23 protein-coding genes are annotated in these 22,274 nt (G+C 72.2%); 10 read left to right on the top strand and 13 right to left on the bottom strand.

The genetic code is table 11. The features are described from left to right. From C1N81_RS25740 to C1N81_RS25710, 7 genes are all read right to left on the bottom strand, one after another. Positions 1-1,299 carry an MDR family MFS transporter gene (locus tag C1N81_RS25740; protein WP_394432912.1) on the bottom strand — a complete coding sequence of 433 codons (1,299 nt, stop codon included), beginning with the start codon at positions 1,297-1,299 and terminating at the stop codon, positions 1-3. Beyond that, on the bottom strand, positions 1,296-3,077 hold the full coding sequence (locus C1N81_RS25735) for an ABC transporter permease subunit (RefSeq protein ID WP_394432910.1): 1,782 nt from the start codon (positions 3,075-3,077) through the stop codon (positions 1,296-1,298). Before C1N81_RS25735 ends, C1N81_RS25740 begins: the two co-directional genes overlap by 4 nt. After that, positions 3,074-4,540: an ABC transporter substrate-binding protein gene (locus C1N81_RS25730; protein WP_394432908.1), complete on the bottom strand. Its 1,467-nt coding sequence runs from the start codon at positions 4,538-4,540 to the stop codon at positions 3,074-3,076. The genes C1N81_RS25735 and C1N81_RS25730 overlap by 4 nt, the downstream gene beginning before the upstream one ends. Continuing rightward, the gene (locus C1N81_RS25725) at positions 4,540-5,097 is read right to left on the bottom strand and encodes a GNAT family N-acetyltransferase (protein WP_394432906.1); all 558 of its coding nucleotides are present in this window, start codon (positions 5,095-5,097) and stop codon (positions 4,540-4,542) included. Before C1N81_RS25725 ends, C1N81_RS25730 begins: the two co-directional genes overlap by 1 nt. Positions 5,098-5,192: 95 nt before the next feature. Further along, a complete protein-coding gene (gene ispF, locus C1N81_RS25720; RefSeq protein WP_394432904.1) occupies positions 5,193-5,708 on the bottom strand; it encodes a 2-C-methyl-D-erythritol 2,4-cyclodiphosphate synthase in 516 nt (171 codons plus the stop codon). After that, positions 5,698-6,471 carry a 2-C-methyl-D-erythritol 4-phosphate cytidylyltransferase gene (gene ispD / locus C1N81_RS25715; protein ID WP_394432902.1) on the bottom strand — a complete coding sequence of 258 codons (774 nt, stop codon included), beginning with the start codon at positions 6,469-6,471 and terminating at the stop codon, positions 5,698-5,700. Before ispD ends, ispF begins: the two co-directional genes overlap by 11 nt. A gap of 276 nt (positions 6,472-6,747) precedes the next feature. Then, positions 6,748-7,230, bottom strand: a complete 483-nt coding sequence (locus C1N81_RS25710; protein WP_003953493.1) for a CarD family transcriptional regulator — start codon at positions 7,228-7,230, stop codon at positions 6,748-6,750. 637 nt (positions 7,231-7,867) lie between these two features. Between C1N81_RS25710 and C1N81_RS25705 the strand changes: the two genes are divergently transcribed. Beyond that, a complete protein-coding gene (locus C1N81_RS25705; RefSeq protein ID WP_394432900.1) occupies positions 7,868-8,545 on the top strand; it encodes a DUF461 domain-containing protein in 678 nt (225 codons plus the stop codon). 88 nt (positions 8,546-8,633) lie between these two features. On the opposite strand, the gene C1N81_RS25700 is transcribed toward C1N81_RS25705, so the two are convergent. Together C1N81_RS25700 and C1N81_RS25695 are read right to left on the bottom strand one after the other, a co-directional pair. Continuing rightward, positions 8,634-9,314, bottom strand: a complete 681-nt coding sequence (locus C1N81_RS25700; protein ID WP_018527980.1) for a response regulator transcription factor — start codon at positions 9,312-9,314, stop codon at positions 8,634-8,636. Beyond that, positions 9,311-10,591, bottom strand: coding sequence for a sensor histidine kinase (locus C1N81_RS25695; RefSeq protein WP_394432898.1), 1,281 nt, complete (start codon positions 10,589-10,591; stop codon positions 9,311-9,313). Before C1N81_RS25695 ends, C1N81_RS25700 begins: the two co-directional genes overlap by 4 nt. Positions 10,592-10,831: 240 nt before the next feature. Here C1N81_RS25695 and phoU point away from each other — a divergent pair, with 240 nt between their 5' ends. From phoU to C1N81_RS25680, 3 genes are all read left to right on the top strand, one after another. Beyond that, positions 10,832-11,545 carry a phosphate signaling complex protein PhoU gene (phoU, locus tag C1N81_RS25690; RefSeq protein ID WP_394432896.1) on the top strand — a complete coding sequence of 238 codons (714 nt, stop codon included), beginning with the start codon at positions 10,832-10,834 and terminating at the stop codon, positions 11,543-11,545. 488 nt (positions 11,546-12,033) lie between these two features. Next, positions 12,034-12,543 carry a chloramphenicol phosphotransferase CPT gene (gene cpt / locus C1N81_RS25685; RefSeq protein ID WP_394438219.1) on the top strand — a complete coding sequence of 170 codons (510 nt, stop codon included), beginning with the start codon at positions 12,034-12,036 and terminating at the stop codon, positions 12,541-12,543. A 30-nt stretch (positions 12,544-12,573) separates the two neighbouring features. Beyond that, positions 12,574-13,083, top strand: coding sequence for a hypothetical protein (locus C1N81_RS25680; protein ID WP_394432894.1), 510 nt, complete (start codon positions 12,574-12,576; stop codon positions 13,081-13,083). Positions 13,084-13,225: 142 nt separating this feature from the next. On the opposite strand, the gene C1N81_RS25675 is transcribed toward C1N81_RS25680, so the two are convergent. After that, a complete protein-coding gene (locus C1N81_RS25675) occupies positions 13,226-13,987 on the bottom strand; it encodes a phosphoglyceromutase (RefSeq protein ID WP_394432892.1) in 762 nt (253 codons plus the stop codon). A gap of 145 nt (positions 13,988-14,132) precedes the next feature. On the opposite strand from C1N81_RS25675, the gene C1N81_RS25670 reads away from it, so the two are divergent. The 3 genes from C1N81_RS25670 to C1N81_RS25660 all read left to right on the top strand — a co-directional run bounded on the left by C1N81_RS25670 (position 14,133) and on the right by C1N81_RS25660 (position 16,099). Further along, positions 14,133-15,461 (top strand): MDR family MFS transporter, encoded by a 1,329-nt coding sequence (locus C1N81_RS25670; protein ID WP_394432890.1) that lies wholly within the window; start codon positions 14,133-14,135, stop codon positions 15,459-15,461. 174 nt (positions 15,462-15,635) lie between these two features. Continuing rightward, a complete protein-coding gene (locus tag C1N81_RS25665) occupies positions 15,636-15,839 on the top strand; it encodes a hypothetical protein (protein ID WP_394438217.1) in 204 nt (67 codons plus the stop codon). A 68-nt stretch (positions 15,840-15,907) separates the two neighbouring features. Next, positions 15,908-16,099, top strand: coding sequence for a hypothetical protein (locus C1N81_RS25660; RefSeq protein WP_394438215.1), 192 nt, complete (start codon positions 15,908-15,910; stop codon positions 16,097-16,099). 62 nt (positions 16,100-16,161) lie between these two features. On the opposite strand, the gene C1N81_RS25655 is transcribed toward C1N81_RS25660, so the two are convergent. Together C1N81_RS25655 and mshA are read right to left on the bottom strand one after the other, a co-directional pair. Next, positions 16,162-16,662 carry a type III secretion system chaperone family protein gene (locus C1N81_RS25655; protein ID WP_394432888.1) on the bottom strand — a complete coding sequence of 167 codons (501 nt, stop codon included), beginning with the start codon at positions 16,660-16,662 and terminating at the stop codon, positions 16,162-16,164. Then, the gene (gene mshA / locus C1N81_RS25650; RefSeq protein WP_394432886.1) at positions 16,655-18,004 is read right to left on the bottom strand and encodes a D-inositol-3-phosphate glycosyltransferase; all 1,350 of its coding nucleotides are present in this window, start codon (positions 18,002-18,004) and stop codon (positions 16,655-16,657) included. The genes C1N81_RS25655 and mshA overlap by 8 nt, the downstream gene beginning before the upstream one ends. A 258-nt stretch (positions 18,005-18,262) precedes the next feature. Here mshA and C1N81_RS25645 point away from each other — a divergent pair, with 258 nt between their 5' ends. Next, entirely contained in the window at positions 18,263-19,069 is an 807-nt protein-coding gene (locus tag C1N81_RS25645) for a class I SAM-dependent methyltransferase (protein ID WP_394432884.1), read from the top strand. A 189-nt stretch (positions 19,070-19,258) separates the two neighbouring features. Here C1N81_RS25645 and C1N81_RS25640 read toward each other — a convergent pair whose 3' ends face one another. Continuing rightward, complete coding sequence (locus C1N81_RS25640; RefSeq protein ID WP_394432882.1) at positions 19,259-19,528, bottom strand: hypothetical protein; 270 nt, start codon at positions 19,526-19,528, stop codon at positions 19,259-19,261. A 1-nt stretch (position 19,529) separates the two neighbouring features. On the opposite strand from C1N81_RS25640, the gene C1N81_RS25635 reads away from it, so the two are divergent. Both C1N81_RS25635 and C1N81_RS25630 read left to right on the top strand, forming a co-directional pair. Beyond that, positions 19,530-20,471: a C40 family peptidase gene (locus tag C1N81_RS25635; protein ID WP_394432880.1), complete on the top strand. Its 942-nt coding sequence runs from the start codon at positions 19,530-19,532 to the stop codon at positions 20,469-20,471. Between the two features lie 274 nt (positions 20,472-20,745). After that, positions 20,746-22,269: a PP2C family protein-serine/threonine phosphatase gene (locus C1N81_RS25630; RefSeq protein WP_394432878.1), complete on the top strand. Its 1,524-nt coding sequence runs from the start codon at positions 20,746-20,748 to the stop codon at positions 22,267-22,269. Positions 22,270-22,274: the final 5 nt, after the last annotated feature.

The following is a 22,274-nucleotide window of genomic DNA, read 5'->3' as shown; positions in this document are numbered from 1 at the left end:
TCACTCCTTGGTGCGGGCGGACGGTGACGGGGATCGCCTACCCGATCCTGCGCCAACACCATGCGGCTGTGCGGCATTTACGTGACCGGAGTGCCCCGATGTCACAAGTCGGCCGATTCCCGCCGCCGCCAGCGGCACCACCGCGAGCGCCGTCCACAGGGCGGGGGCGGGCAGCGACAGGAGCGCGCCCGTGGCCGCGCTGCCGCCCAGGACGGCGAGTCCGGAGACGGAGGACAGGGCGCCGGTGGCCAGGCCGAGGTGGCGGGCGTCGACCAGGTCGGGGACGAGGCCGCGCGCGGCGGGCACGAGCAGCATCTGGCCGAGAGTGAGCAGGATGACGAGGACCCCGGCGGGGAGGTACACGTACGCGCCCTGCCCTGGCAGCCAGGCGACCGCCAGGAATCCGAGCGCTACGAGGACGAGCCCGGCGGTGAGCGCGGTGCGCGGGGCGAGCCGGGCGGCGGCCCACCGGGTGACGGGCAGCTGCGCCCCGACGACGAGCAGCGCGGACAGGGCGAACAGCGCGCCGACCCCGTCCTGGGAGCCGGTGGCGCGGGTCAGTTCGACGGGGAGGGCGAGATAGAGCTGGTTGTAGGCGATGAGGTAGCCGCTGTAGGCGAGGCAGAGGGCGAGGAAGCGGGGGCGGGAGAAGACCGCGCGGAGGGCTCCGCCGGTCGGCCCGTCGCCTGTCGCCGCCTTGCTGGGCTCCCTGCGCGGCATCAGGCGGGCATGTCCGATCAGTACGGCCACGAACACGCACGCGCCCGCCAGGCACGCCGCCCGGAAGCTCACGAACAGCAGGGCCGTGCCGAGCAGCGGGCCGAGGAAGGCGCCCGCCTGGCCCGCGGCCGAGAAGAGGCCCAGGATCTGGGCGCGGGGGACGCCGGTGGCGCGTTCGTGCGCGACGGCCTCGCGGGCCGTCTCCGACTCGACGGCCGGGGAGAACAGCGCGGCGGCGAACCCGACGAGGACGACCGCCGCGATGACCGTGGCTGTGGTGTCGGCGAAGGCCAGCCATACGAATCCGGCGATGCGGAGGGTGCAGCCTGCCAGCACCACCGGGCGGGGGCCGAAGCGGTCCGTCAGGGCGCCGCCGATCATGAACAGGCCCTGCTGGCTGAAGGTGCGCAGGCCGAGGACCAGGCCGACGGCCCACCCGGCCAGGGCGAGGCTGTCGGTCAGGTGGGCTGCCAGGTAGGGCAGGACGGCGTAGAAGCCGATGTTGAAGGCGAGCTGAGTTGTGGTGAGCAGGCGGAGGTAGGGCGGGGTGTCGCGGAGGTGGAGGCGGTTTGTACTCACGGGGTTGTCGCCGTGGCTGGTTCGGTTGGCTGCCGAGTGCTGCGCCGTCGTGGCTGGGCGCGCCGTTCCCCGCGCCCCTGGGGGGCCGCATTGGACGCCAGTGCCAAGCAGGCGCCTACGCAGGCCAGGGCCAAGGCCGGGGTCAGTACTGACCACGGGGCTCGTTCCGCGTACGGGAGGTTCTCCATCAGGAGGCGGCCCCATTCCGGGGTCGGCGGTTGGGTGCCCAGGCCCAGGAAGCTGAGGGAGGCGAGGGCCAGGGTGGTGGGGGCCAGGCGGAGTGTCGCGTGGCGGGCCACCTGCGGGAGGACGCCGGTCAGGACGTGGTGGCGCAGGATGTGCCACCGGCCGGCGCCGTAGACGAGCGCCGCCTCCACGTGGCCCGAGGCCCGTTCCGTCTCGGCGAGGGCCGCCGTGTGCGCGGCGAGCGGCGCCCAGCCGACCGCCGCGACGGCGACGGCCGCCCCGGTCAGGCCCGCTCCGAAGAGGCCGGTGACGAGGAGCCCGGCGAGGATGGCGGGCATGGCGTTGGCGACCTCGGTCAGGCCCTTGGTCCAGCGGGCGAGGCCGAGCGCGACGCCGACGACGAAGCACGCCGCGCAGACCGCCGCCGCGACGGCCAGGGTGCGCAGGGCGCCGTGGCCGAGCCGGGCGAGCACGTCGCGGCCGAGCGCGTCCGTGCCGAACGGGTGCGCGGCCGAGGGCGGTGCGAGGCGCGCGGCGAGGTCGACGTGGAGGGCGTCCCGGGTGAGGCCCCAGACGATCACGGCGAGGAGTACGGCGGCCAGGGCTCCGGCCGCGTGGAGCCGTGCGCGTCCGCCGCCGGGGGTCCGGGCCAGGCCGGGGAGCGCGCCCGCCTTCAGCGCGGGCCCGAGCAGCCATCGGCGCAGCAGGCCGACGACCACGGCAGCCGCCACGCCCAGCGCGAGCAGGAACAGGAGGCAGCCCTGGAGGAGCGGCAGGTCGAGGTCGAGGGCCGCGGCGACCGCCGTGCCGCCGAGCCCGGGGATGGCGAAGACCGCCTCGACGGCCGCCGCGGCGCCGGTCAGGCCGACGACCGTGAGCCCGGCCTGCGGGAGCACGGCGGGCAGGGCGCGGCGCGCCGCGTGCCGGGCGATGCGGGCGCGCGGCATCCCGTTGGCCCGCCAGGTCCGCACCCAGGGTTCGGCGAACGCGGCGGGCAGCGCGTCCTGCGCGAGCCGCCCGAGGACCGCCCCGGCGGGGATGCCGAGCGCGAGCGCGGGCAGCACGGCGGACGCGGGCGACTGCCAGCCCTGCGCGGGGAACCAGCCGAGCCGTACGGCGAACAGCGTCGCGAGGACGGAGGCGAGCAGGAACTCGGGGAGCGCGGCGAGCACCCCGGCGCCGACCCCGCTCGGCGGCCGGGTACGGGTGGTGCCGCGCCGCAGAGTCGGCAGACACAGGGCGACGGCCAGGACGACGGCGACGACCATCGCGTACGCCATCAGCGACAGGGAGACCCCGAAGGCGGCGTCGACGTCCGCCCCGACGTCGGCGCCGGTCACCCAGGAGGAGCCCAGGTCGCCGTGGACGACACCCCGCACCCACTGCCCCAGGAACGTGAAGGGGCCGTCGCCGAGCCCGAGTTGCCCGCGCACCTCGGCGAGCTGGCGCGGGGTCGTGGGCGCGTCGCCGTACCGCGCGTGCAGGACGGTGAGTGCCGGGTCGGTGCGGGTCAGCCAGGGCAGCAGCGCGGTGAGCAGGAGCAGGCCGCCCGCCGCCGCCACGCGTCCGGCGACGACGTTCACGTGTCTCATCGGGCGCGGGTCTCCAGACCGACGAACTGTCGCTCGTAGGGGTCGAGGACGGTTCCGCGCACCCCGGCGCCGACGCCCTGGAGGTGTTCCTCGTGGACGACGGGCACGGCCGCGTCGGTGCGCAGGATCGCGGCCTCGGCTGCGAGCACGGCCCGCTGCCGCGCGGTGCCGTCGAGCACGGCGGCCGCGCGCACGGCGGCGTCCACGGCCGGGTCGCCGAGCTGGGAGATGTTGAAGCTGCCGCCGCTGGTGAAGTCGGAGGCGAGGTAGGAGACCGGGTCGCCGGTGTCGAGCGCGGTGGAGCGTGACATGAGGAAGGCGTCGTAGTCGCCGTCGAGCGCCCCGGACTCCAGGCGCGCGTAGTCCTTGACGACGAGCCGCACGTCGAACCCGGCCCGCCCGAGCTGCTCCTTGAGCGCGGCGGCCACCTCGGGCAGCTCGGCCCGGTTGGTGTACGTGGCGAGGGTGAGGCGCTGCCCGCGCGGTGTCGCCGCCCGCGCGCGCCCGGTGACGGGGAGCTGCCGGCCGTCGGCCCAGGCGAATCCGGGCCCGAGCAGCCCGGTGGCGCGCTCGGCATAGCCCTCGTAGACGCTCTTGGCCAGTGCGGACGTGTCGGCGCTCGCGCGTACGGCGGCCCGGAGCCCGGGGTCGGCGAGCGGTCCGGTCCGGGTGTTCAGGTAGAGGGTGGTGGTGCGGACGGTGGCGACCTTGCGGGCCCGGTCGCCGAGGACGAGCGCCTGCGCGGCGGGGACGAACTCGGCCAGCTCGATCTGTCCGGAGCGCAGCGCGTTGGCGCGGGCGTTGTTGTCGGCGACGAAGGTCACGTCGACCCCGCGCGCCGCCGCCTTGCCGCGCCAGTGCCCGTCGAAGCGGTCGAGGGTCGCGGAGACGGCGCCGTCGAGGCGGGTGAGGGTGAAGGGCCCGGTGGCGTGCCCGCCGGGATCGACCTCGCCCTTCGTGCCGTACGCGGCCGGGGAGAAGACCGCCAGGGACGGGTTGGCGAGCCGCGCGGGCAGCAGCGGATCCTCGGTCCCGGTCGTGATCCGCACGGTTCGCTCCCCCGCCGCCCGCGCCGTCAGCTCGACGTCACTGAGCACGCGCGGCTTCACCTCGGCCCGCCCGGCGGCCCGCAGCGCCCCCACGACGGCGTCGGCGGTGACCCGCCCGCCGTCCTGGAACCGGGCGTCCCGCAGCGCGAACTCCCAGGTCGTGGCGTTCGTACGGGTCCACTTCGCGGCCAGCGCCGGATGGATGACCCCGTCGGTGTCCATGCGGGTGAGCCCGTCGACGACGGCGAGCCGGCTGAGCAGCAGCCCGTCGTCGCCGTACGGGGACAGGCCCTGGGTCGGCGCGAAGGCGAGGTCGACGGCGATCCGGCCGCCGCGCGCGGTACCGGTGAACGAGGAGCAGGCGCTCGTGAGCCCCGCCCCGGCCGCCGCGAGGAGGAAGCCGCGGCGGCGCATCACCGGGCGGGGACGGCCACGGGCGCGGGCAGCGGCAGCTCGAAGTGGACGATGCCCTGTCCGCCGCCGGGCAGTTCCCGCTCGTCGCAGACCTCGTGCGCGAGGGAGCGCCAGAACGGTTCGGCGCCGGGCACGGCCGGGTCGGTGTGCAGATAGAGCCGCTCGTAGCCGCCGGCCGCGGCGACGAAGTCGGTCAGCTCGCGTACGAGGGCGCGGGCGAGGCCGTTGCGGCGGTGCCCGGGGCGTACGTAGATGCGGCAGAGCTGGGCGGTGGAGCCGGAGGGGAAGCGGTCGGCGACCCAGCGCGGGTTGGGCGGCGAGGCGGGCCCGCGGTCGCGCACCGCGCCGGTGGCGACGATCTCCCCGCTCGCCACGTGCTCGGCGACGAGCAGGGTGCAGCGCTCGGGGCGCAGATAGGCGGTGGCCGGGTCGATGATGTCGGCGTGCCAGCGCGGCACGTACCCGGAGCGCAGGTCGCGGTAGACGGTGTCCAGCATGACGGCGCGGGCTCCGCCCACGTCGCCGTCACCGGCCGCGCGGATCTCGTACTCACCCATTGCCTGACACTGCCTTCGCGACGACCGACATCTGCAGGTCCACTCTAACTGCAACCCATGTGCAGTAAGGCGGTCAGGGCTTGGGTGACCTGGATCTATGCGGCCGGGTCCCGCACCACGAGCGCGGTCGCGATCGCCATGAGGCCCTCGTCGCGCCCGGGGAAGCCGAGCCCGTCGGTCGTCGCCCCGGAGACCGAGACCGGCGCCCCGGCCGCCTCGGAGAGCACCTTCTGCGCCTCGTCGCGCCGCTTGCCGATCTTGGGGCGTGGACCGACGACCTGCACGGCCACGTTCCCGATGACGAAACCCGCCTCCCGCACGATGCGCGCGGCCTCCGCGAGCAGGGTCAGGCCGCTCGCGCCGGACCACTCGGGGCGGCCGGTGCCGAAGTGCTGCCCGAGGTCGCCGAGCCCGGCGGCCGAGAACAGCGCGTTGCACGCGGCGTGCGCGACGACGTCGGCGTCGGAGTGCCCGGCGAGCCCGGGGCCCTGGCCCTCCCACTTCAGCCCGGCGCACCACAGCTCGCGCCCCTCTTCGAAGGCGTGGATGTCGGTCCCGATACCGACCTGCGGCAGCACCACGTGCCCGGTCACCTGCTGCTCAGAACCCATCGTTGGCCCTCCTGCGGGCGAGCACGGCCTCGGCGAGGACCAGGTCGAGCGGCCGGGTCACCTTGAACGCCTCTTCGTGGCCGGGCACGAGCACGACCTGGAGGCCGAGCTTCTCGACCATCCCGGCGCAGTCGGTGACGTCGTCCTTCACGGTCTCGTGGGCGCGGACGAGCGTGGCGTACTCGAAGCCCTGCGGCGTCTGCACGGCGCGCAGGCGTGCGCGCGGGGGCGTGGCGACGACGGGCTCCGGCGAGCCGTCGGTCGTCGGCGTGACTTCCTTCACCGTGTCGGCGAGCGGCAGCGCCGGGACGACGGCCGGCGCCCCGTCACGGACGGCCTCGATGACCGCGTCGACGGTGTCGACCGGGACGAGCGGCCGGGCCGCGTCGTGCACGAGCACGATGTCGATACCGGCGGGCAGCGCGTCGAGCCCGAGCTTCACGGACTCCTGGCGCGTCTCGCCGCCGGGGACGACGACGACGTCGGTCCTCCCCCAGCTCCCGCTGGGGGCACCCCCGGGGAGCGCGTGATCGGCGAGCAGCGTCTTGACCTCGGCGGCACCGTCCGGCGGCGCGACGACCACGACGAGGGAGACGGAACGGGACGCCGCCATGGCACGGACGGCGTGAATCAGCATCGGTGTGCCGTTGAGCGTGCGGAGCGCTTTGGGGGCGCCAGGACCGAGGCGTACGCCCCGTCCGGCGGCCGGAATCACGGCCGCGGTGCGGGCGCCACCGGCGACGGGACGCGTTTCGTCAGACATCGCTTCCGTTCAGGTTTGTACGCTCGGGGGTGGTGGGTATGGCCACATCGTGTCGGGCGCGACTTCTTGACCGGACCCTTCCGTGACACTGGTCGAGCCAGCTGTCAGGGCCCGGCACACCCACAGAAATATAGAGGGGTACGAACATGCCGCAGTGCCCGGCGACACCATCAGGGTCATCGGGCACCACGGCATTGTTCTGCGCGACGGCTGTCGCCTGACCAGGCTGTGCTGACTCAGAGCTGAATCAGACGGTGCCGCGTCAGGCTGTGCGCATCAGGACGCGAGAACCTCGTCGAGCAGGGCCTCGGCCTTGTCCTCGTTCGTGTTCTCCGCGAGAGCGAGCTCGCTCACCAGGATCTGGCGAGCCTTGGCGAGCATGCGCTTCTCACCCGCGGACAGTCCGCGCTCACGCTCACGACGCCACAGGTCACGCACGACTTCCGCGACCTTGATGACATCGCCAGAGGCGAGCTTCTCCAGGTTTGCCTTGTAACGGCGCGACCAGTTCGTGGGCTCCTCGGCGTACGGCGCGCGCAGTACCTCGAAGACCCGGTCGAGCCCGTCCTGACCGACCACATCACGCACGCCGACGAACTCCGCATTGTCCGCTGGCACACGTACCGTCAGGTCGCCCTGGGCGACCTTCAGCACCAAGTAGGTCTTGTCCACGCCTTTGATCTGGCGAGTTTCGATAGCCTCGATCAGCGCGGCCCCGTGATGGGGATAGACCACGGTGTCGCCAACCTTGAACGTCATGTGACAGGTACCCCTTCCGTGGCTATCCAGGGTAACACGGAAACGGCGGGTTCTGAATGGCGTTTTCGCAGGTCAGGGCATATCTCGGGGCTTGACAACAACAACAGGAACGTGCTGCGGAGGGGTAGCGGAGCACGGTATTCGCAGGTCGGAGCGGCTGTCCGGCGGGCCTGAAACATCTGCGTCACAGACGCCGGAACAGGGGCAGGAGGGGAAGAACATCCCGTTTTGTCTAGTTCGAAGCGTCGAAGTTCCGCTACTCCGTTCGGGGTCACAGAGGTCCGTTCGAGCCGATTCCCTCCGAACAGGGAATTTGATCTACGTCACCCCGCCGTGATTCCCCGGCATTCCCACCATCGGGTGATCGTTTTTCCGGACCGCCATGCATTCCTTACGGGAAATCCTCACGCGCGCGGGTACAAGGGCGCGCGGAACGTTATGTGAATGGTGAACGGGGGCGTGCGAGAGACACCGCCCCATGCGGCTGACCGGGGTCGCCTGCGAGGCCCTAGGGGCGGGTCGGGTGCGGCGACCCGGGAACGGCTCGGTAACCTAAGGCCGCTGACAGTCCCTTAGGACGGCTTTACACCCCGTGGATGCCGTCCGCTTCGCCCACGTTCAAGGAGATGCCGCCGCCGTGAGCAGCAGCCTTCGACGCGGCGCCCTCGCCGCCGCCGCCATCGCGTTCTCGATCGCCTCGCTCGCCGCGTGCGGTGCCGGCAACAACGCCCAGACACTCGAGGTCAAGCCGGACAACGCCGCGACCGCCGTCGGCGACATCAAGATCCAGAACGCCACGGTCATCACGCAGCCGGACCGTGAGGCCGACGGCCCGGCCGTCGTCACCGCGACGCTCTTCAACAACGGCTCGACCGCCCAGACCCTCGACTCCGTCAAGCTGGACGGCGTCGACACGGCCGCCAAGCTGACCGGCGCCAAGGGCGGCTCGAAGATCACGGTTCCGGCCGGTGGCTCGGTCGTCCTCGGCGGCAAGGACAACGCCTCCGCCGAGCTGCCCAACAGCGACGCCGCGGTCCTCGACGGGAACGCCCAGCTGATCACGTTCGGCTTCAGCGAGACCGGTGACGTGAAGCTGCGCGGCTTCGTCGTGCCGGCCGAGAGCTACTTCGAGAAGTGGGGCCCGACGAAGGCGCCGGCCACGCCGAACGAGGGCGCGAAGCCGTCCACGTCCGCCTCGTCGTCCGCGAGCACCGGCTCCTCGCCGGAGGCGGGCGCGTCGAACTCCGCGTCCCCGTCGAACTCGGCGGCCGGCAGCGGTGCGGCGGGCGAGCAGACGGACTCCGCCGGCCACTGAGGCCGTACGTACGCACACGCACGCACGTCTGAGGGCGGGCCCCGGGGATCGGGTCCCGCCCTCAGACGTGTGTGTGGCCCGGGTCGGCCTACGGCTCGAACTTGTAGCCGAGGCCGCGCACCGTCACCAGGTAGCGCGGGGCGCCCGGGTCCGGCTCGATCTTGGCGCGCAGCCGCTTGACGTGGACGTCCAGGGTCTTGGTGTCGCCGACGTAGTCCGCGCCCCAGACCCGGTCGATGAGCTGCATCCGGGTCAGGACGCGCCCCGCGTTGCGCAGCAGCATTTCGAGCAGGTCGAACTCCTTGAGCGGCAGGTCGACCTTGGAGCCGGAGACCGTGACGACGTGCCGGTCCACGTCCATGCGGACCGGGCCCGCCTCCAGGGCCTGCGGGGCGACCTCCTCGGGCTCGCCGCGGCGGCGCAGGACGGCGCGGATGCGGGCGACCAGTTCACGCGAGGAGAACGGCTTGGTGACATAGTCGTCGGCTCCTATCTCCAGGCCGACGACCTTGTCGATCTCGCTGTCCTTGGCGGTCACCATGATGACCGGCACGTTCGAGCGGCCGCGCAGCTGGCGGCAGACCTCGGTGCCGGGCAGGCCGGGCAGCATCAGGTCGAGCAGGACGAGGTCGGCGCCGTTGCGCTCGAACTCGTCCAGGCCGTCGGGCCCGGTGGCCGCGATGGCGACCTCGAAGCCCTCCTTGCGGAGCATGTAGGACAGGGCGTCGGAGAAGGACTCCTCGTCCTCGACGACGAGCACTCGGGTCACGGAAGGACCTCCGGGGCGGCGGGGATGGATTCGTAGGCGGGGGTGGTGCGGTCGGACCCGGGTGCGTCGTCTTCGTCGCGTACGTCGGTGGGGCCGGAGGAAGCTCGGGGCTTGCGCGGGGTACTGGTCGCGGCCGCCTCGGGCAGCCGCAGGGTGAACGTGGAGCCCTGCCCCTCCGAGCTCCACACGGTGACCTCCCCGCCGTGCGAGGCGGCCACGTGCTTGACGATGGCGAGGCCGAGGCCGGTGCCGCCGGTGGCGCGGGAGCGGGCCGGGTCGACGCGGTAGAAGCGCTCGAAGATGCGCTCCTTGTCCCTGTCGGATATGCCGATGCCCTGGTCGGTGACGGCGACCTCGATGAGATCGCCGCCGGGCGCGGCCACCTGCCGTGCGGCGATGCCCACGCGCGTGCGCGCGGGTGAGTAGTTGACGGCGTTCTCGACAAGGTTGCCGAGAGCGGCGGCGAGCTGGCCGCGGTTGCCCCAGATCTGCAGGTCGGCGGTGCCGCCGGCGGCCATGGTGATCTGTTTGGTGGCGGCGGGCTGGCGGCAGCGGTCGATGGCCTCGGCGACGAGTTCGTCGACGCGGACCGGCTCGGCGTCCTCCAGCGGGTCGTCGTTCTGCACCCGGGAGAGGTCGATGAGCTCCTGGACGAGGCTGGTCAGACGGGTCGCCTCGATCTGCATGCGCCCGGCGAACCGCTCGACGGCCTCGGGGTCGTCGGAAGCGTCCATGACGGCCTCGGAGAGCAGGGAGAGAGCGCCGACCGGCGTCTTGAGCTCATGGCTGACATTGGCGACGAAGTCGCGTCGTACCGCTTCGATACGCCGTGCCTCGGTGAGGTCCTCGACGAGGAGCAGCACCAGACGGGAGCCGAGCGGGGCGACGCGGGCGGAGACCGCGAGTGCGTCGCCGCGTCCGGTACCGCGCCGGGGCAGGTCCAGCTCGACCTGGCGTATCTCGCCGTCGCGCCGGGTGTCGCGGGCCATCTGCAGCATCGGCTCGACGGCGAGCTTCCCGCCGCGTACGAGACCGAGCGCGTACGCCGCCGAGCTGGCCTTGACCACGCTGTCCGCCTCGTCGAGGACGACGGCGGAGGAGCGCAGCACGGAGAGGACCGTGTCGACGCCGGGCGGAAGGACCGGGTCCGTGTGCAGGGAGGTTCGGGTGGGGCGTTTCTGTTCGCGTTCGCTCCAGCGGAACGCCAGCATGGCGATGACACCGGTACACACTCCGGCGATCGCTGCCGCTGCGGCGACCGCCGCGTTCACGTCCATGTCTTCAACGATATGCGGCCCGGCCGGGTCCTCCACAGCCGTCCGAGTGGTAGCTCGAACACTCGTCGCCCAGAGTTCACCTTGGATACGGGACCGGTTCACTTGGGGTGCCGGATCCGGACGCGTACGGGTCCGAACGTGGGAGCGTGGGGCTGACGCGGCCCCACGGAGCTCCACGGAGAGCCTCACGTAGAGACGGAGCTCCACGGAGAGCCTCACGTAGAGAGAGGGAACGTTCGTATGCGTGACGCGTACCACGAGGAACTTGACTCGATCGGCGAGGGCCTGGTCGAGATGGCCCGCCTTGTCGGGTCGGCGATCGGGCGCGCCACCACGGCCATGCTCGACGCCGACCTGAAGCTCGCCGAGAGCGTGATCGCCGCCGATCAGAAGGTCGACGATCTGCAGCACGACCTGGAGGCGCGGGCCATCGCCCTGCTCGCCCGGCAGCAGCCGGTCGCCACCGATCTGCGGATCGTCGTCACCTCGCTGCGGATGAGCGCCGACCTGGAGCGCAGCGGCGACCTCGCCCAGCACGTCGCCAAACTGGCCCGGCTCCGCTTCCCGGACCGCGCCGTCCCGCACGACCTGCACGCCACCATCCTGGAGATGGGCCAGCTCGCACAGCGCCTCATGGCGAAGGCGGCCGAGGTCATCATCACCAAGGACGTCGATCTGGCGATGCAGCTGGAGCAGGACGACGACGAGATGGACCTGCTGCACCGCACGCTCTTCCAGCACCTGATGGACGAGAAGTGGAAGCACGGCATCGAGACGGCGGTCGACGTGACGCTGCTCGGCCGCTACTACGAGCGCTTCGCGGACCATGCGGTGTCGGTGGCGAAGCGGGTGGTGTACCTGGTCACGGGCGAGCACGCGGACGTACAGACGTCCTCGTCTTCAGCAGCGTCGTCCTCGGCACCGTCGGTGGTGACGGCGACGGAGACGGCCTGAGACGAACGGCCCAGGGGGCGCGGGGGCTTCTCCGGAGGGCGGGGCCCGCGGGCGCGGGGGGTCTTCCTTAGCGGGCGGGGCCCCGCGGGCGCGGGAGTGCGAGGCCCCTTCTGCTCTTCCTCTGTTCCTCTGTTCCTCTGTTCTCCGTCAGCCGCAGCAGCCTCCGCACTGGCAGGGCGCGCCCGACTGGCAGCCACAGCCGCAGCCCGAGCCGCAGCCACAGGCCCCGAGCAGCACCAGCCGGGGTGCGGGGCGGGGGGCTGGGGTGGCGGCGGTTGCGTCGGGTGTCCGGTCGGGCCTGGGGGACTCGGCAGCCATGGGCTTCCCTCCTCAGTGCGGGTGCTCTACGGATCTGGTGCTCAACGGTTCTGCTCCCATTGCATGCCCGCGGGGGCGGGCGCATCAACGGCGCATGCGCGCGCGGCGGTGCAGCGGAAATGAGTTGGCGGCCGCCCCACCACCGGATCTACGGTGCGACGGTGACTGACGTGATCGTCCTCAACGGCGGCTCCAGCTCCGGCAAATCAGGCATCGCCCGCTGCCTCCAGTCCGTACTCCCGGCCCCCTGGCTGACCCTGGGCACGGACACGTTGATCGAAGCGATGCCCGGGTCGGGAGCGGGCATCGACTTCTCCCCGGACGGCTCGGTGACGGTCGGCCCGGCCTTCCGCGAGCTGGAACGGGCGTGGATCGCGGGCGTGGCGGCGATGGCGTCGGCCGGCGCGAGGATCGTGGTGGACGAGATCTTCCTGGGCGGCGCGAAGTCGCAGGCCCGCTGGCAGGAGGCCTTGCACGACCTGGATGTGCTCTGGGTGGGCGTCCGCTGCGACGCGGAGGCGGCGGCGGCCCGAGAGGTGGCCCGGGGCAATCGCATCACCGGCATGGCGGCACGACAGGCGGATCTGGTGCACAAGGGAGTGACGTACGACGTGGTGGTCGACACGACCCACACCGAGGCGCTCGACTGCGCCCGCGAGATCGCGCGAAACGTCACGTGACATGAGCGTCCGCTCCATACACTCCGCGACGTGAGACTCAGAAGAGCAGCGGCGGCCGCGACCGGAACCGTCGTATTGGCGCTCCTGTTGAGCGGGTGCGGCCCGCGCTTCGATCCGCTGTACGTCGCGGCGAACGGGGAGGGCGCGCCGTTGATCGGCCTGCGCGACTGCCCTGGCGCCGAGCCGGACTACCTTCTCGACGTCACCCTGTACGCATGGGACGACGACGCCGACCCAGCCCTGGGCAAAGTGCTCTGGTCCGCGGTGGCCCCCACCAGCGGCGCCCGCCAGCACCACGTACGCCTGGGCAGCACCCCGCCCGGCTACCGGACCCGCGTCCCTCTGCGAACAACCCTGCGCCCTGCGACGACATACGCCCTGCGCGCGAACACGACCCAGAACGACCTCGTCGAAGGCACCCTGACCTTCCGCCCGGAACAACTGCGCCCCGATCAGGTCGTGTTCGACGAAAGCAAAGCGGAGCCCCGCAGCGCGTACGAGGCCCGGAACGAAGAGGACTTCGGCTGCTACGCCCGCTGAGGACAAGCCCTCATCCCTCCTCGCCATAGCCACCCGCAACCAGTCCAACGGGGCCCTTATGACGGGCGGCACGCGGCAGAACGCAGCCACGCCCCCAGCCGCGCTGCCTGCGCTGCTGAGGGCGTGCTCTTGATGGTGCGGGCTACTTCTTCTTGCCCTGGTTCTTGACCGCCTCGATCGCGGCCGCTGCCGCGTCCGGGTCCAGGTAGGTGCCGCCCGGGTTCAGGGGCTTGAACTCCGCGTCGAGTTCGTAGGAGAGCGGGATGCCCGTCGGGATGTTGAGGCCCGCAATGTCGGTGTCGGAGATGCCGTCCAGGTGCTTGACCAGGGCGCGCAGCGAGTTGCCGTGGGCCGCGACCAGGACCGTGCGGCCCGTCAGGAGGTCGGGGACGATGCCGTCGAACCAGTAGGGGAGCATGCGGACGACGACGTCCTTGAGGCACTCCGTGCGGGGGCGCAGCTCGGGCGGGAGCGTCGCGTAGCGCGGGTCGGAGAACTGGGAGTACTCCGCGTCGATGTCGAGCGGCGGCGGGGGCGTGTCGTAGGAGCGGCGCCAGAGCATGAACTGCTCCTCGCCGAACTCCGCGAGGGTCTGCGCCTTGTCCTTGCCCTGGAGGGCGCCGTAGTGGCGCTCGTTCAGGCGCCACGAGCGGTGGACGGGGATCCAGTGGCGGTCGGCGGCCTCGAGGGCGAGCTGCGCGGTGCGGATCGCGCGCTTCTGGAGCGAGGTGTGGACCACGTCGGGGAGCAGGCCGGCGTCCTTGAGCAGCTCACCGCCGCGGACCGCCTCCTTCTCGCCCTTCTCGTTCAGATTGACGTCCACCCAGCCGGTGAACAGGTTCTTCGCGTTCCATTCGCTCTCGCCGTGGCGGAGGAGGATCAGCTTGTACGGTGCGTCGGCCATGGGGCCAAGACTAATCGGCCGGGTCGGGCCGTGCCGATTGACCATCCCCGTCAATTGAGTGGCCCCTCGCGACACCCCGGCCGTAAGTTGTGGGCTGCTGCCGCACCGCTTACATCTACGCCATTTCGCCCCGGGGGACGCACCCATGTCAGTCACCGCGCTCAGACGTGCCGCCACGCAATCCGTCGCCGGGCTCCCCCGCGCCTTCTGGTGGCTGTGGACCAGCACCCTCGTGAACCGGCTCGGCGGGTTCGTTCTGACGTTCCTCGCGCTCTACCTCACCGCTCAGCGCGGGTTCTCCGCCGCGTACGCCGGGCTCGTCGCCTCGCTGATCGGACTCGGCGGCGTCATCGCGTCGATCCTCGGCGGGGTCCTCGCCGACCGGCTCGGGCGGCGGCCCACGCTGCTCGGCGCGCAGCTGGCGACGGCCGCGACCGTCGCCGTCCTCGCCTTCGTGCGCGACCCGGTCGCCATCGCCGCGACGGGCTTCGCGCTCGGGCTCGCCTCGAACGCCTCGCGGCCCGCGATCCAGGCGATGATGGCCGACATCGTGCGCCCCGAGGACCGGGTGCGCGCCTTCTCGCTGAACTACTGGGCCATCAACCTCGGGTTCGCCGTCTCGTCCGTGTACGCGGGCTTCCTCGTCGCCCAGAGCTACACCCTCGGCTTCCTCGTCGAGGCCGCGATGACGCTCGCCTGCGCCGTGGTCGTCTTCGTGAAGGTGAAGGAGTCGCGGCCCGAGCGCACCGCGCCGGTCCCCGGCACCGCGCCGTCGGAGCCCGTCACGATGGGGACCGTTCTGCGCGACCGGCGGTTCATGCTCATGGTCGGGCTGTCGTTCCTGGTCGCCGTCGTCTTCACGCAGAGCTCGGTGGGGCTGCCCATCGTCATGGGGCAGGAGGGGCTCTCCAGTGCGGACGTCGGGCTCGTCGCCGCCGTCAACGGTGTCATCATCGTCGCGCTCCAGATCCCGCTCACCCGGTTCATCGAACGCCGCGATCCCGGGCGGCTGTTGACCGTTTCCTCCCTCCTCATCGGCTACGGCTTCGCCCTCACCGCCTTCGCCGGGTCCCTCTTCACGTACGCACTGACCGTCGCCGTGTGGACGCTCGGCGAGATGGTCAACGCGCCTACGCAGTCCGGGCTCGTCGCCCGCCTCTCCCCCGCCGAGGGACGCGGCCGCTACCAGGGCGTCTACACGACCTCGTGGTCCGCCGCGGCGCTCGTCGCCCCGCTCGCCGGCGGCTGGGTCCTCGACTCGGCGGGCGCGGGCTGGCTGTGGGCCGGGTGCGCGGTGCTCGGGACCGTCACCTCGGCCGGGTACTGGGTGCTGATGCGCGGTCTCCACGAGAACCGGGTCGCCGCCGGGAACACCCAGGACACGGCCGGGAGCACACCTGACACCGCCCGGAACACCCCGGACACGACCCCCGGCACACCGGACACCGCCGCCGTCACCGACGTCCCCGCTTGACCCGGCCCCCCGACGGGTACGGAACCGTACATGTCCGAAGTCGCCAGGACCGACAGCACCGGCACAGGCACGGGTACGGGCACAGATGCGGGTACGGGTACGGGTACGGGCACCAACACGGGCAGGGGGGCGGAAGACCCGCCCCGAACCCTCGTCGCCGGTGTCGAGGTCGACGTGCCCAACAGCATCCCCGCGATCCGCGCCGCGCTCCCGCTGAAGCGCCGTACGGAGTTCGACCGCGCCATCAACGAGGCGGGGGTCGACGAGATCCACGCCGTCATGCGCCACTGGATGCTGGAGGCCGTGCCCGACCCCGAGGCCGACGCCATTCTCGCCCGGCTCGCCCGGGACGAGGCGGAGAGGCGGGGCCCGGCTTGAGCCGTCGTCGCAGGCGCAGCGCCTGCCGTATCGCGTACGCGCCGCCCGCGGACGACACCCTGGCCAAGATGGCGAACGGGGACGCGTTCCGCGCCGAGATGGGGCGCACGCTCGCACATGATCCGTACGGGCACGGGTCCAGCTCGGTCGCCGGTGAGCGGGACCGCCGTGAGGCCACGATCGGCGGGGCGATCGTCCTGTACTACGTGTCGGGGACCGTTCTCACCGTGACCGTCGTACGGATGGTCGCGCTCGGCTGAACCCCGTGAACCCCCGTGAACCCGGTGAACCCCCGTGAATCCCGACCCCAGGCAGCACAAAGCTATTCGGACGGGCGCTCGATCAGATGCGTGAACGCGTCCAGGTTGCGCGTCGACTCCCCGCGCGACACCCGCCACTCGTACTCCCTGCGGATCGCGCTCGCGAAGCCGAGTTCGAGGAGGGTGTTGAACGCGCCGTCCGCCGCTTCCAGGACCGAGCCGAGCAGCCGGTCGAGCTCGGTGGGGGTGACGGCGGCCAGGGGCAGCTTGCCGGTGAGGTAGATGTCGCCGAGCTGGTCGACCGCGTAACCGACGCCGTAGAGGCGGAGATTGCGTTCGAGGAGCCAGCGGTGGACCCCCGCCTCGTTCTCGTCGGGGTGGCGGATCACGAACGCGTTCAGGCTCAGGCTGTGCCGTCCCACACGCAGCGACAGCGTGGTGGAGAGCTTGCGCGTGCCGGGCAGCTTGACCACGTACGCGCCCGGTTCGGGGCTCTCCCACTCCAGCTCGGCGTCCTTGAGCACGGACTCGACGGTCGCCGCGGCGGTGGGGTGATCAGCCATGGTGCGAGGGTACGTGACGGCGGTGTTCCTGCATGGCGGCCGTGTAGACGTCGGCGGTCTGCGAAGCCGACGTGTCCCAGCCGAAGGCCTGCGCGTGCCGGGCCGCCGCGGCGCCCATCGTGTCGACGAGGTGGGGGTGGTCGGCGAATTCGCGGAGCACGCGCGCGTAGTGGGCAGGGTCGTGGCCGTCGACAAGGAAGCCCGTCTCCTCGTGCCGTACGGCGACGGGCAGACCGCCCACGGACGCGGCGAGTACGGGCGTCCCGGCGGCCTGTGCCTCTATGGCGACGAGCCCGAACGACTCGTTGTAGGAGGGCATGACGAGGACGGACGCGGCCCGGAACCAGTCCGCGAGCTGGTCCTGGCCGACCGGCGGGTGGAAGCGGACGACGTCGGCGATGCCGAGCCGGGCGGCGAGCTTCTGCAGGGCGGCGGGTTTGGCGAGGCCGCTGCCGCTGGGGCCGCCGACGACCGGGACGACGATCCGCGCGCGCAGCTCGGGCCGCTCGTCGAGGAGGACGGCGATGGCCTTGAGCAGGATGTCGGGCGCCTTGAGGGGCTGGATGCGGCCCGCGAACAGCGGCACGAGCGCGTCCTGCGGCAGGCCGAGGCGGGCGCGGGCGGCGGCGCGGCCGTCGGCGGGGCGGAAGCGGTCGAGGTTCACGCCGGGGTGGACGACGGCGACCTTGCCGGGTTCGGCGTCGTAGTGCCTGACCAGCTCGTCGGCCTCCTCGGAGGTGTTCGCGACGAGGCGGTCGGCGGCGCGCACGATCTGGGTCTCGCCGATGACGCGGGCCGGGGGCTCGGGGGTGTCGCCCTCGGCGAGCGCCGCGTTCTTGACCTTGGCCATGGTGTGCATGGCGTGCACGAGCGGGACGCCCCAGCGCTCGGCGGCCAGCCAGCCGACGTGTCCCGAGAGCCAGTAGTGCGAGTGGACGAGGTCGTAGTAGCCGGGGCGGTGGCCGGCCCACGCCTGCATGACGCCGTGCGTGAAGGCGCAGAGCTGGGCGGGCAGCTCCTCCTTGGCGAGGCCCTCGTAGGGGCCCGCGTCCACGTGGCGGACCAGGACGCCGGGGGCCAGCTCGACCTCGGGGGGCAGGCCGCCGGTGGTGGCCCGGGTGAAGATCTCGACGTCGATGTTGATCGCGGCGAGGCGCTTGGCCAGCTCCACGATGTAGACGTTCATGCCGCCCGCGTCGCCCGTGCCGGGCTGGTGCAGCGGCGAGGTGTGCACGCTGAGCATGGCGATCCGGCGGGGGCGCCGGGAGCCGCCGGGAAACCTCAGCCGGGCCGCGGGCGCCCCGGAACCGGAACGGCGGAACCTGGTCACGTACTGGCTCACGTGGCGGGCCCTCCTCGGTGGGGCTGACGAGTCGGTGGGGCTGACGAGTCGGTGGGGCTGCCGATTCGGTGTTGCTGCCGATTCGGTACTGCTGACAGAGCGACACGAACGGTGGCGCGGGCACGGCTGGGAGAGGGCAGGAGCCCTCTTCCAAGAGCGGCAACGCCGGAGGAGCCGACTCCATTTCCAGTTTGCCGAATCATTACCGTTCGGGTCTCAACCAAATTCCCTCCGCCCGCACCGCATACCCTCGTAGCCATGAACCCGCGTACCCCTTCCCGTCCCGTGGGAACGGTGACGCGGGGAACCACCAACCCCAACCGTCTGCGCCGCATGGACCGCTGGATCGCCGCCACGCACGGCGCCGCATTGCGCCGCGCCGACGACCCGGTCGCCGTCGACCTGGGCTACGGGGCCGCACCCTGGACCGCCGTCGAGCTGCTCGCCCGTCTGCGCGGGGCGGCGCCCCACGCGCGCGTGGTCGGCATCGAGATCGAACCGGCGCGGGTCGCGGCGGCGAAGCCGTACGAGCGCGAGGGGCTCACCTTCCGGCACGGCGGCTTCGAGCTGCCTCTCGCCGCGCCCCCCGTGCTGATCCGCGCCGCGAACGTGCTCCGCCAGTACGACGAGGACCAGGTCGCCGGGGTCTGGGAACGGCTGTGCGGGCGGCTCGCGCCGGGCGGCCTCCTGGTCGAGGGGACCTGCGACGAGATCGGGCGGCGGCACGTATGGGTGGCCCTGGGCCCCGAGGGCCCGCGCACGGTGACGTTCGCGACCCGGCTCGGCTCCCTGCACACCCCCTCCGACCTCGCCGAACGCCTGCCGAAGGCGCTGATCCACCGCAATGTGCCCGGCGAACCGGTGCACGCCTTCCTCCGCGACTTCGACCGGGCCTGGGCGGCGGCCGCGCCCTACGCCTCGTACGGCGCGCGGCAGCGCTGGATCCGTACGGCGCGGGCCCTGTCGGGCGCGTGGCCGGTGGTGGACGGCCCCGGGCGGTGGCGACAGGGCGAACTGACGGTCGAGTGGGACGCGTTGGCGCCGCGCGGGCCCCTCACCGGGTGACCGTTCACCGGCTCAGCGGGCTGTTCACCGGCTGAGAGCGGGCCGTTCACCGGCTGAGCGGGCCGTTCACCGGCTACCCCTCGAACGTTCACCCGTTTCCGGGAACGATCACCGTATTCCGTTCGTCACACCGTGCGGGGTCTGTCGCATTTGGCGCTCACGTGGCACGATCCCCGGAGCGCACACAAGTTACTGACGGTAAATCAGGTGTGGGTCGGTCGTGTCGGTTGGGCCGGTTGTTCCGGCTGTGGCGGTGGGGGCGGAGCGGATGAGCAAGCGGAGCACCATGACGATGGCGGCCGTGGCGGTGGTCTGCGCCGTGACCGTGCTGGCCGCTCCGGGCGCGGCCTTCGCGGCGCCTGCCCCGCCCGCGTCCCCGAACCCGTCGTCGTCCCCGTCCGCGCCCTCGTCGTCCACGCCCTCGTCGTCGTCGCCGTCGTCGCCGTCCGCGTCGGCCACCGTGGAGACCAAGGACCTCGAAGCCGTCCGCAAGAAGATCGAGAAGCTGTACCACGACGCCGCGGTCGCCACCGACGCCTACAACCTGGCGGAGGAGAAAGCCGACAAGCAGTCCGTCGAGATCGTGAAGCTGGCCCAGAAGATCGCGGCGGGCCAGGAGAAGCTGGACCGCCTGGAGGCCGCCGCCGCGGCGGCGGCCCGCGAGCAGTACCGCACCGGCGGGATTCCGCGCGAGGCCCGGTTCCTGCTCTCCGGCGACCCGCAGCAGTTCCTCGACAATGCGGGCCGGCTGCACTCGGGCCAGCTCGCCACGAAGAACCTGCTCGAACAGATGGAGCAGACGCAGAAGGACCTCGCCGTGTACGCCGCCGACGCCTCCGCCAAGTGGAAGGACCTGGAGCGCGGGCGCAAGGAGAAGGCGTCCGCGAAGAAGAAGGTCGAGAAGCAGATCAAGGAAGCCCAGGCGCTGGAGAGCAAGCTCGAGAAGAAGGAGCGCGAGCGGCTCGCCAAGCTGGAGGCGGAGGCCGCGCAGAAGGCGCAGACGGCCTGGCTCTCCTCGGGCGTCCTGAAGGACATCAACGGCAAGGCGACGAAGGCCGGCAAGGAAGCGGTGGAGTTCGCGACCGCCCAGATCGGCAAGCCGTACGTGTGGGGCGCCGAGGGCCCGAAGTCGTTCGACTGCTCGGGGCTGACCTCGCAGGCGTGGGCGGCGGCCGGGAAGCCGATCCCGCGCACGTCGCAGGAGCAGTGGAAGCAGCTCCAGCACATCGACGTCGAGGACATGCGCCCCGGCGACCTCGTCATCTACTTCGACGACGCCAGCCACGTGGGGATGTACGTGGGCGACGGAGCGATCATCCACGCCCCCCGCCCGGGGCGGAACGTGACGGTGGCGGGCGCCGGTTCGATGGACATCCTCGGCGTCGTCCGGCCGGACGCCTGAGCGCGTCCACCGCTTCCCCGCCGACGGTGACCTGGGGCACGTGATCGATCGCACTCGATCACATACGGTTCCGGCGGCGCGGCGTGATGTTCGTCATCCCCCGCCAACCGGTCAGCTCCGTAACCTGCCCCATCCCGGTACCCCTTGCGGCATATGACGCTGGCCGTTCGCCGTCCGGCATTCCGCTGACGCGCCGGGTACCGCTAAGGTCCCCGTCTGGTGGACGAGGCCCTTCGTCCCACCGCGCCCTCGGGGGAGGGAAGGAAACCGAGCGATGCCCGTACCCGTACCGCGGCAGAGAGCGATCCCCGCCGTGGAAGGCGGTCAGGCTCACGCTGCGTCGAACAGAGCGACCACCGGAGCGACCACCGCGATTACCGGCGCGACCACCGGCGCGACCGCGCAGGCCGCAGAACCGCCCCTACCGAAGACGACCACCCGCAGCGCCCCGGACGCGCCCGGCCGTACCGCGGACGCGCCCGCCCGCACCGCGACGGCCGACGCCGCGGCGAGGACGACGGGGACGACGACCGGCAGGACCGGCACCACCGGTGCCACTAGCACCACGGGCAACACCGGCACCACCGGCACCATCGGCACCACCAGCACCACCGCTTCCGTCCTGACGCTTCTCGTCATCGAGGACGACCCGGCCGGATCGTTCAGCATCCCGGACATGCCGGACGCCGCGGGCCGGCCCATACGGGTGCGTACCGCCCGCAACCTCACCGAGGCCGAGCGGTTGCTCACCCACGACGTGCACTGCGTCCTGCTCGACCTCGCCCTGCCCGCACCCGGCGCGAAGGCCGGGGCGGGTGCGGAGTCCGACGCCGACGAGCTGGAGACCCTCCGCCACGTCCTGCGCCTCGCGCCGCGCCACGCCGTGCTCGCGCTGACCACGGCGGGCGACGCCGAACGCGCCGCCGAGGCGGTACGGGTCGGCGCCCAGGACTATCTGTTCCGCGACGAGCTGGACGCGCGCCTCCTCGGCCGCGCCGTCCGCTACGCCGTCGAACGCAAGCGCGCCGACATCGCCCAGCGCAAGCTCACCGAGTCCCGCATCCGCGCCCAGGAGAACGCCCGCCTGGAGCGCGGCCTGCTGCCGACGCCGCTGCTCGACGGCTCGTCCCTGCGGTTCGCCGCCCGCTACCGGCCCGGCCGCTCCCGCGCGCTGCTCGGCGGCGACTTCTACGACACGGTCCGCACCCCGGACGGCACGGTCCACGCGATGATCGGCGACGTCTGCGGGCACGGCCCCGACGAGGCGGCGCTCGGCGTCGAACTCCGCATAGCGTGGCGGGCGTTGACCTTCGCCGGACTCTGCGGCGATGAACTGCTCTCCACCCTCCAGCAGGTCCTGGAGCACGAACGCGAGAGCGACGAGATCTTCGCGACCCTGTGCACCGTGGACATCAGCCCCGACGGCCGCCGCGCCGGCCTCTGCCTGGCCGGCCACCCGTCACCGCTGGTCACGAGCCCCGGCCGCCCCGCGACGCTGCTCCCGTACGAGAACGGCGGCCCGGCGCTCGGCCTGCTGCCGAAGGCGCGCTGGCCGCGGATGCAGGTGGAGCTGGGCTCGTCCTGGAGTCTGATGCTCTACACGGACGGCCTGATCGAGGGCCGGATCGGAGAGGGCAACCAGCGCCTCGGCCAGGAGGGAATGCTCGAACTGATCCGGCGGCGGCAGGCGGACGGCCTGGGCGGCGAGGAGCTTCTGGAAGCGGCCATGAACGAGGTCCGCGATCTCAACGGCGGCGATCTGACGGACGACGTGGCGATCCTGCTCCTGGACCGCTGACCAGC

The organism is Streptomyces sp. SGAir0957 (assembly GCF_043523415.1).
The sequence above is the reverse complement of the archived record's forward strand: the minus strand, read 5'-3'. Positions and strand labels throughout refer to the sequence as shown.

What these genes read in the sequence shown, in the direction of transcription:
- C1N81_RS25735 (WP_394432910.1), bottom strand. Translation starts at nt 3,077, where the DNA reads ATGAGACACGTGAACGTCGTCGCCGGACGCGTGGCGGCGGCGGGCGGC.
- C1N81_RS25730 (WP_394432908.1), bottom strand. Translation starts at nt 4,540, where the DNA reads ATGCGCCGCCGCGGCTTCCTCCTCGCGGCGGCCGGGGCGGGGCTCACG.
- C1N81_RS25725 (WP_394432906.1), bottom strand. Translation starts at nt 5,097, where the DNA reads ATGGGTGAGTACGAGATCCGCGCGGCCGGTGACGGCGACGTGGGCGGA.
- ispF (WP_394432904.1), bottom strand. Translation starts at nt 5,708, where the DNA reads ATGGGTTCTGAGCAGCAGGTGACCGGGCACGTGGTGCTGCCGCAGGTC.
- ispD (WP_394432902.1), bottom strand. Translation starts at nt 6,471, where the DNA reads ATGTCTGACGAAACGCGTCCCGTCGCCGGTGGCGCCCGCACCGCGGCC.
- C1N81_RS25710 (WP_003953493.1), bottom strand. Translation starts at nt 7,230, where the DNA reads ATGACGTTCAAGGTTGGCGACACCGTGGTCTATCCCCATCACGGGGCC.
- C1N81_RS25695 (WP_394432898.1), bottom strand. Translation starts at nt 10,591, where the DNA reads ATGGACGTGAACGCGGCGGTCGCCGCAGCGGCAGCGATCGCCGGAGTG.
- phoU (WP_394432896.1), top strand. Translation starts at nt 10,832, where the DNA reads ATGCGTGACGCGTACCACGAGGAACTTGACTCGATCGGCGAGGGCCTG.
- C1N81_RS25675 (WP_394432892.1), bottom strand. Translation starts at nt 13,987, where the DNA reads ATGGCCGACGCACCGTACAAGCTGATCCTCCTCCGCCACGGCGAGAGC.
- C1N81_RS25670 (WP_394432890.1), top strand. Translation starts at nt 14,133, where the DNA reads ATGTCAGTCACCGCGCTCAGACGTGCCGCCACGCAATCCGTCGCCGGG.
- C1N81_RS25660 (WP_394438215.1), top strand. Translation starts at nt 15,908, where the DNA reads ATGGCGAACGGGGACGCGTTCCGCGCCGAGATGGGGCGCACGCTCGCA.
- C1N81_RS25655 (WP_394432888.1), bottom strand. Translation starts at nt 16,662, where the DNA reads ATGGCTGATCACCCCACCGCCGCGGCGACCGTCGAGTCCGTGCTCAAG.
- C1N81_RS25645 (WP_394432884.1), top strand. Translation starts at nt 18,263, where the DNA reads ATGAACCCGCGTACCCCTTCCCGTCCCGTGGGAACGGTGACGCGGGGA.
- C1N81_RS25630 (WP_394432878.1), top strand. Translation starts at nt 20,746, where the DNA reads ATGCCCGTACCCGTACCGCGGCAGAGAGCGATCCCCGCCGTGGAAGGC.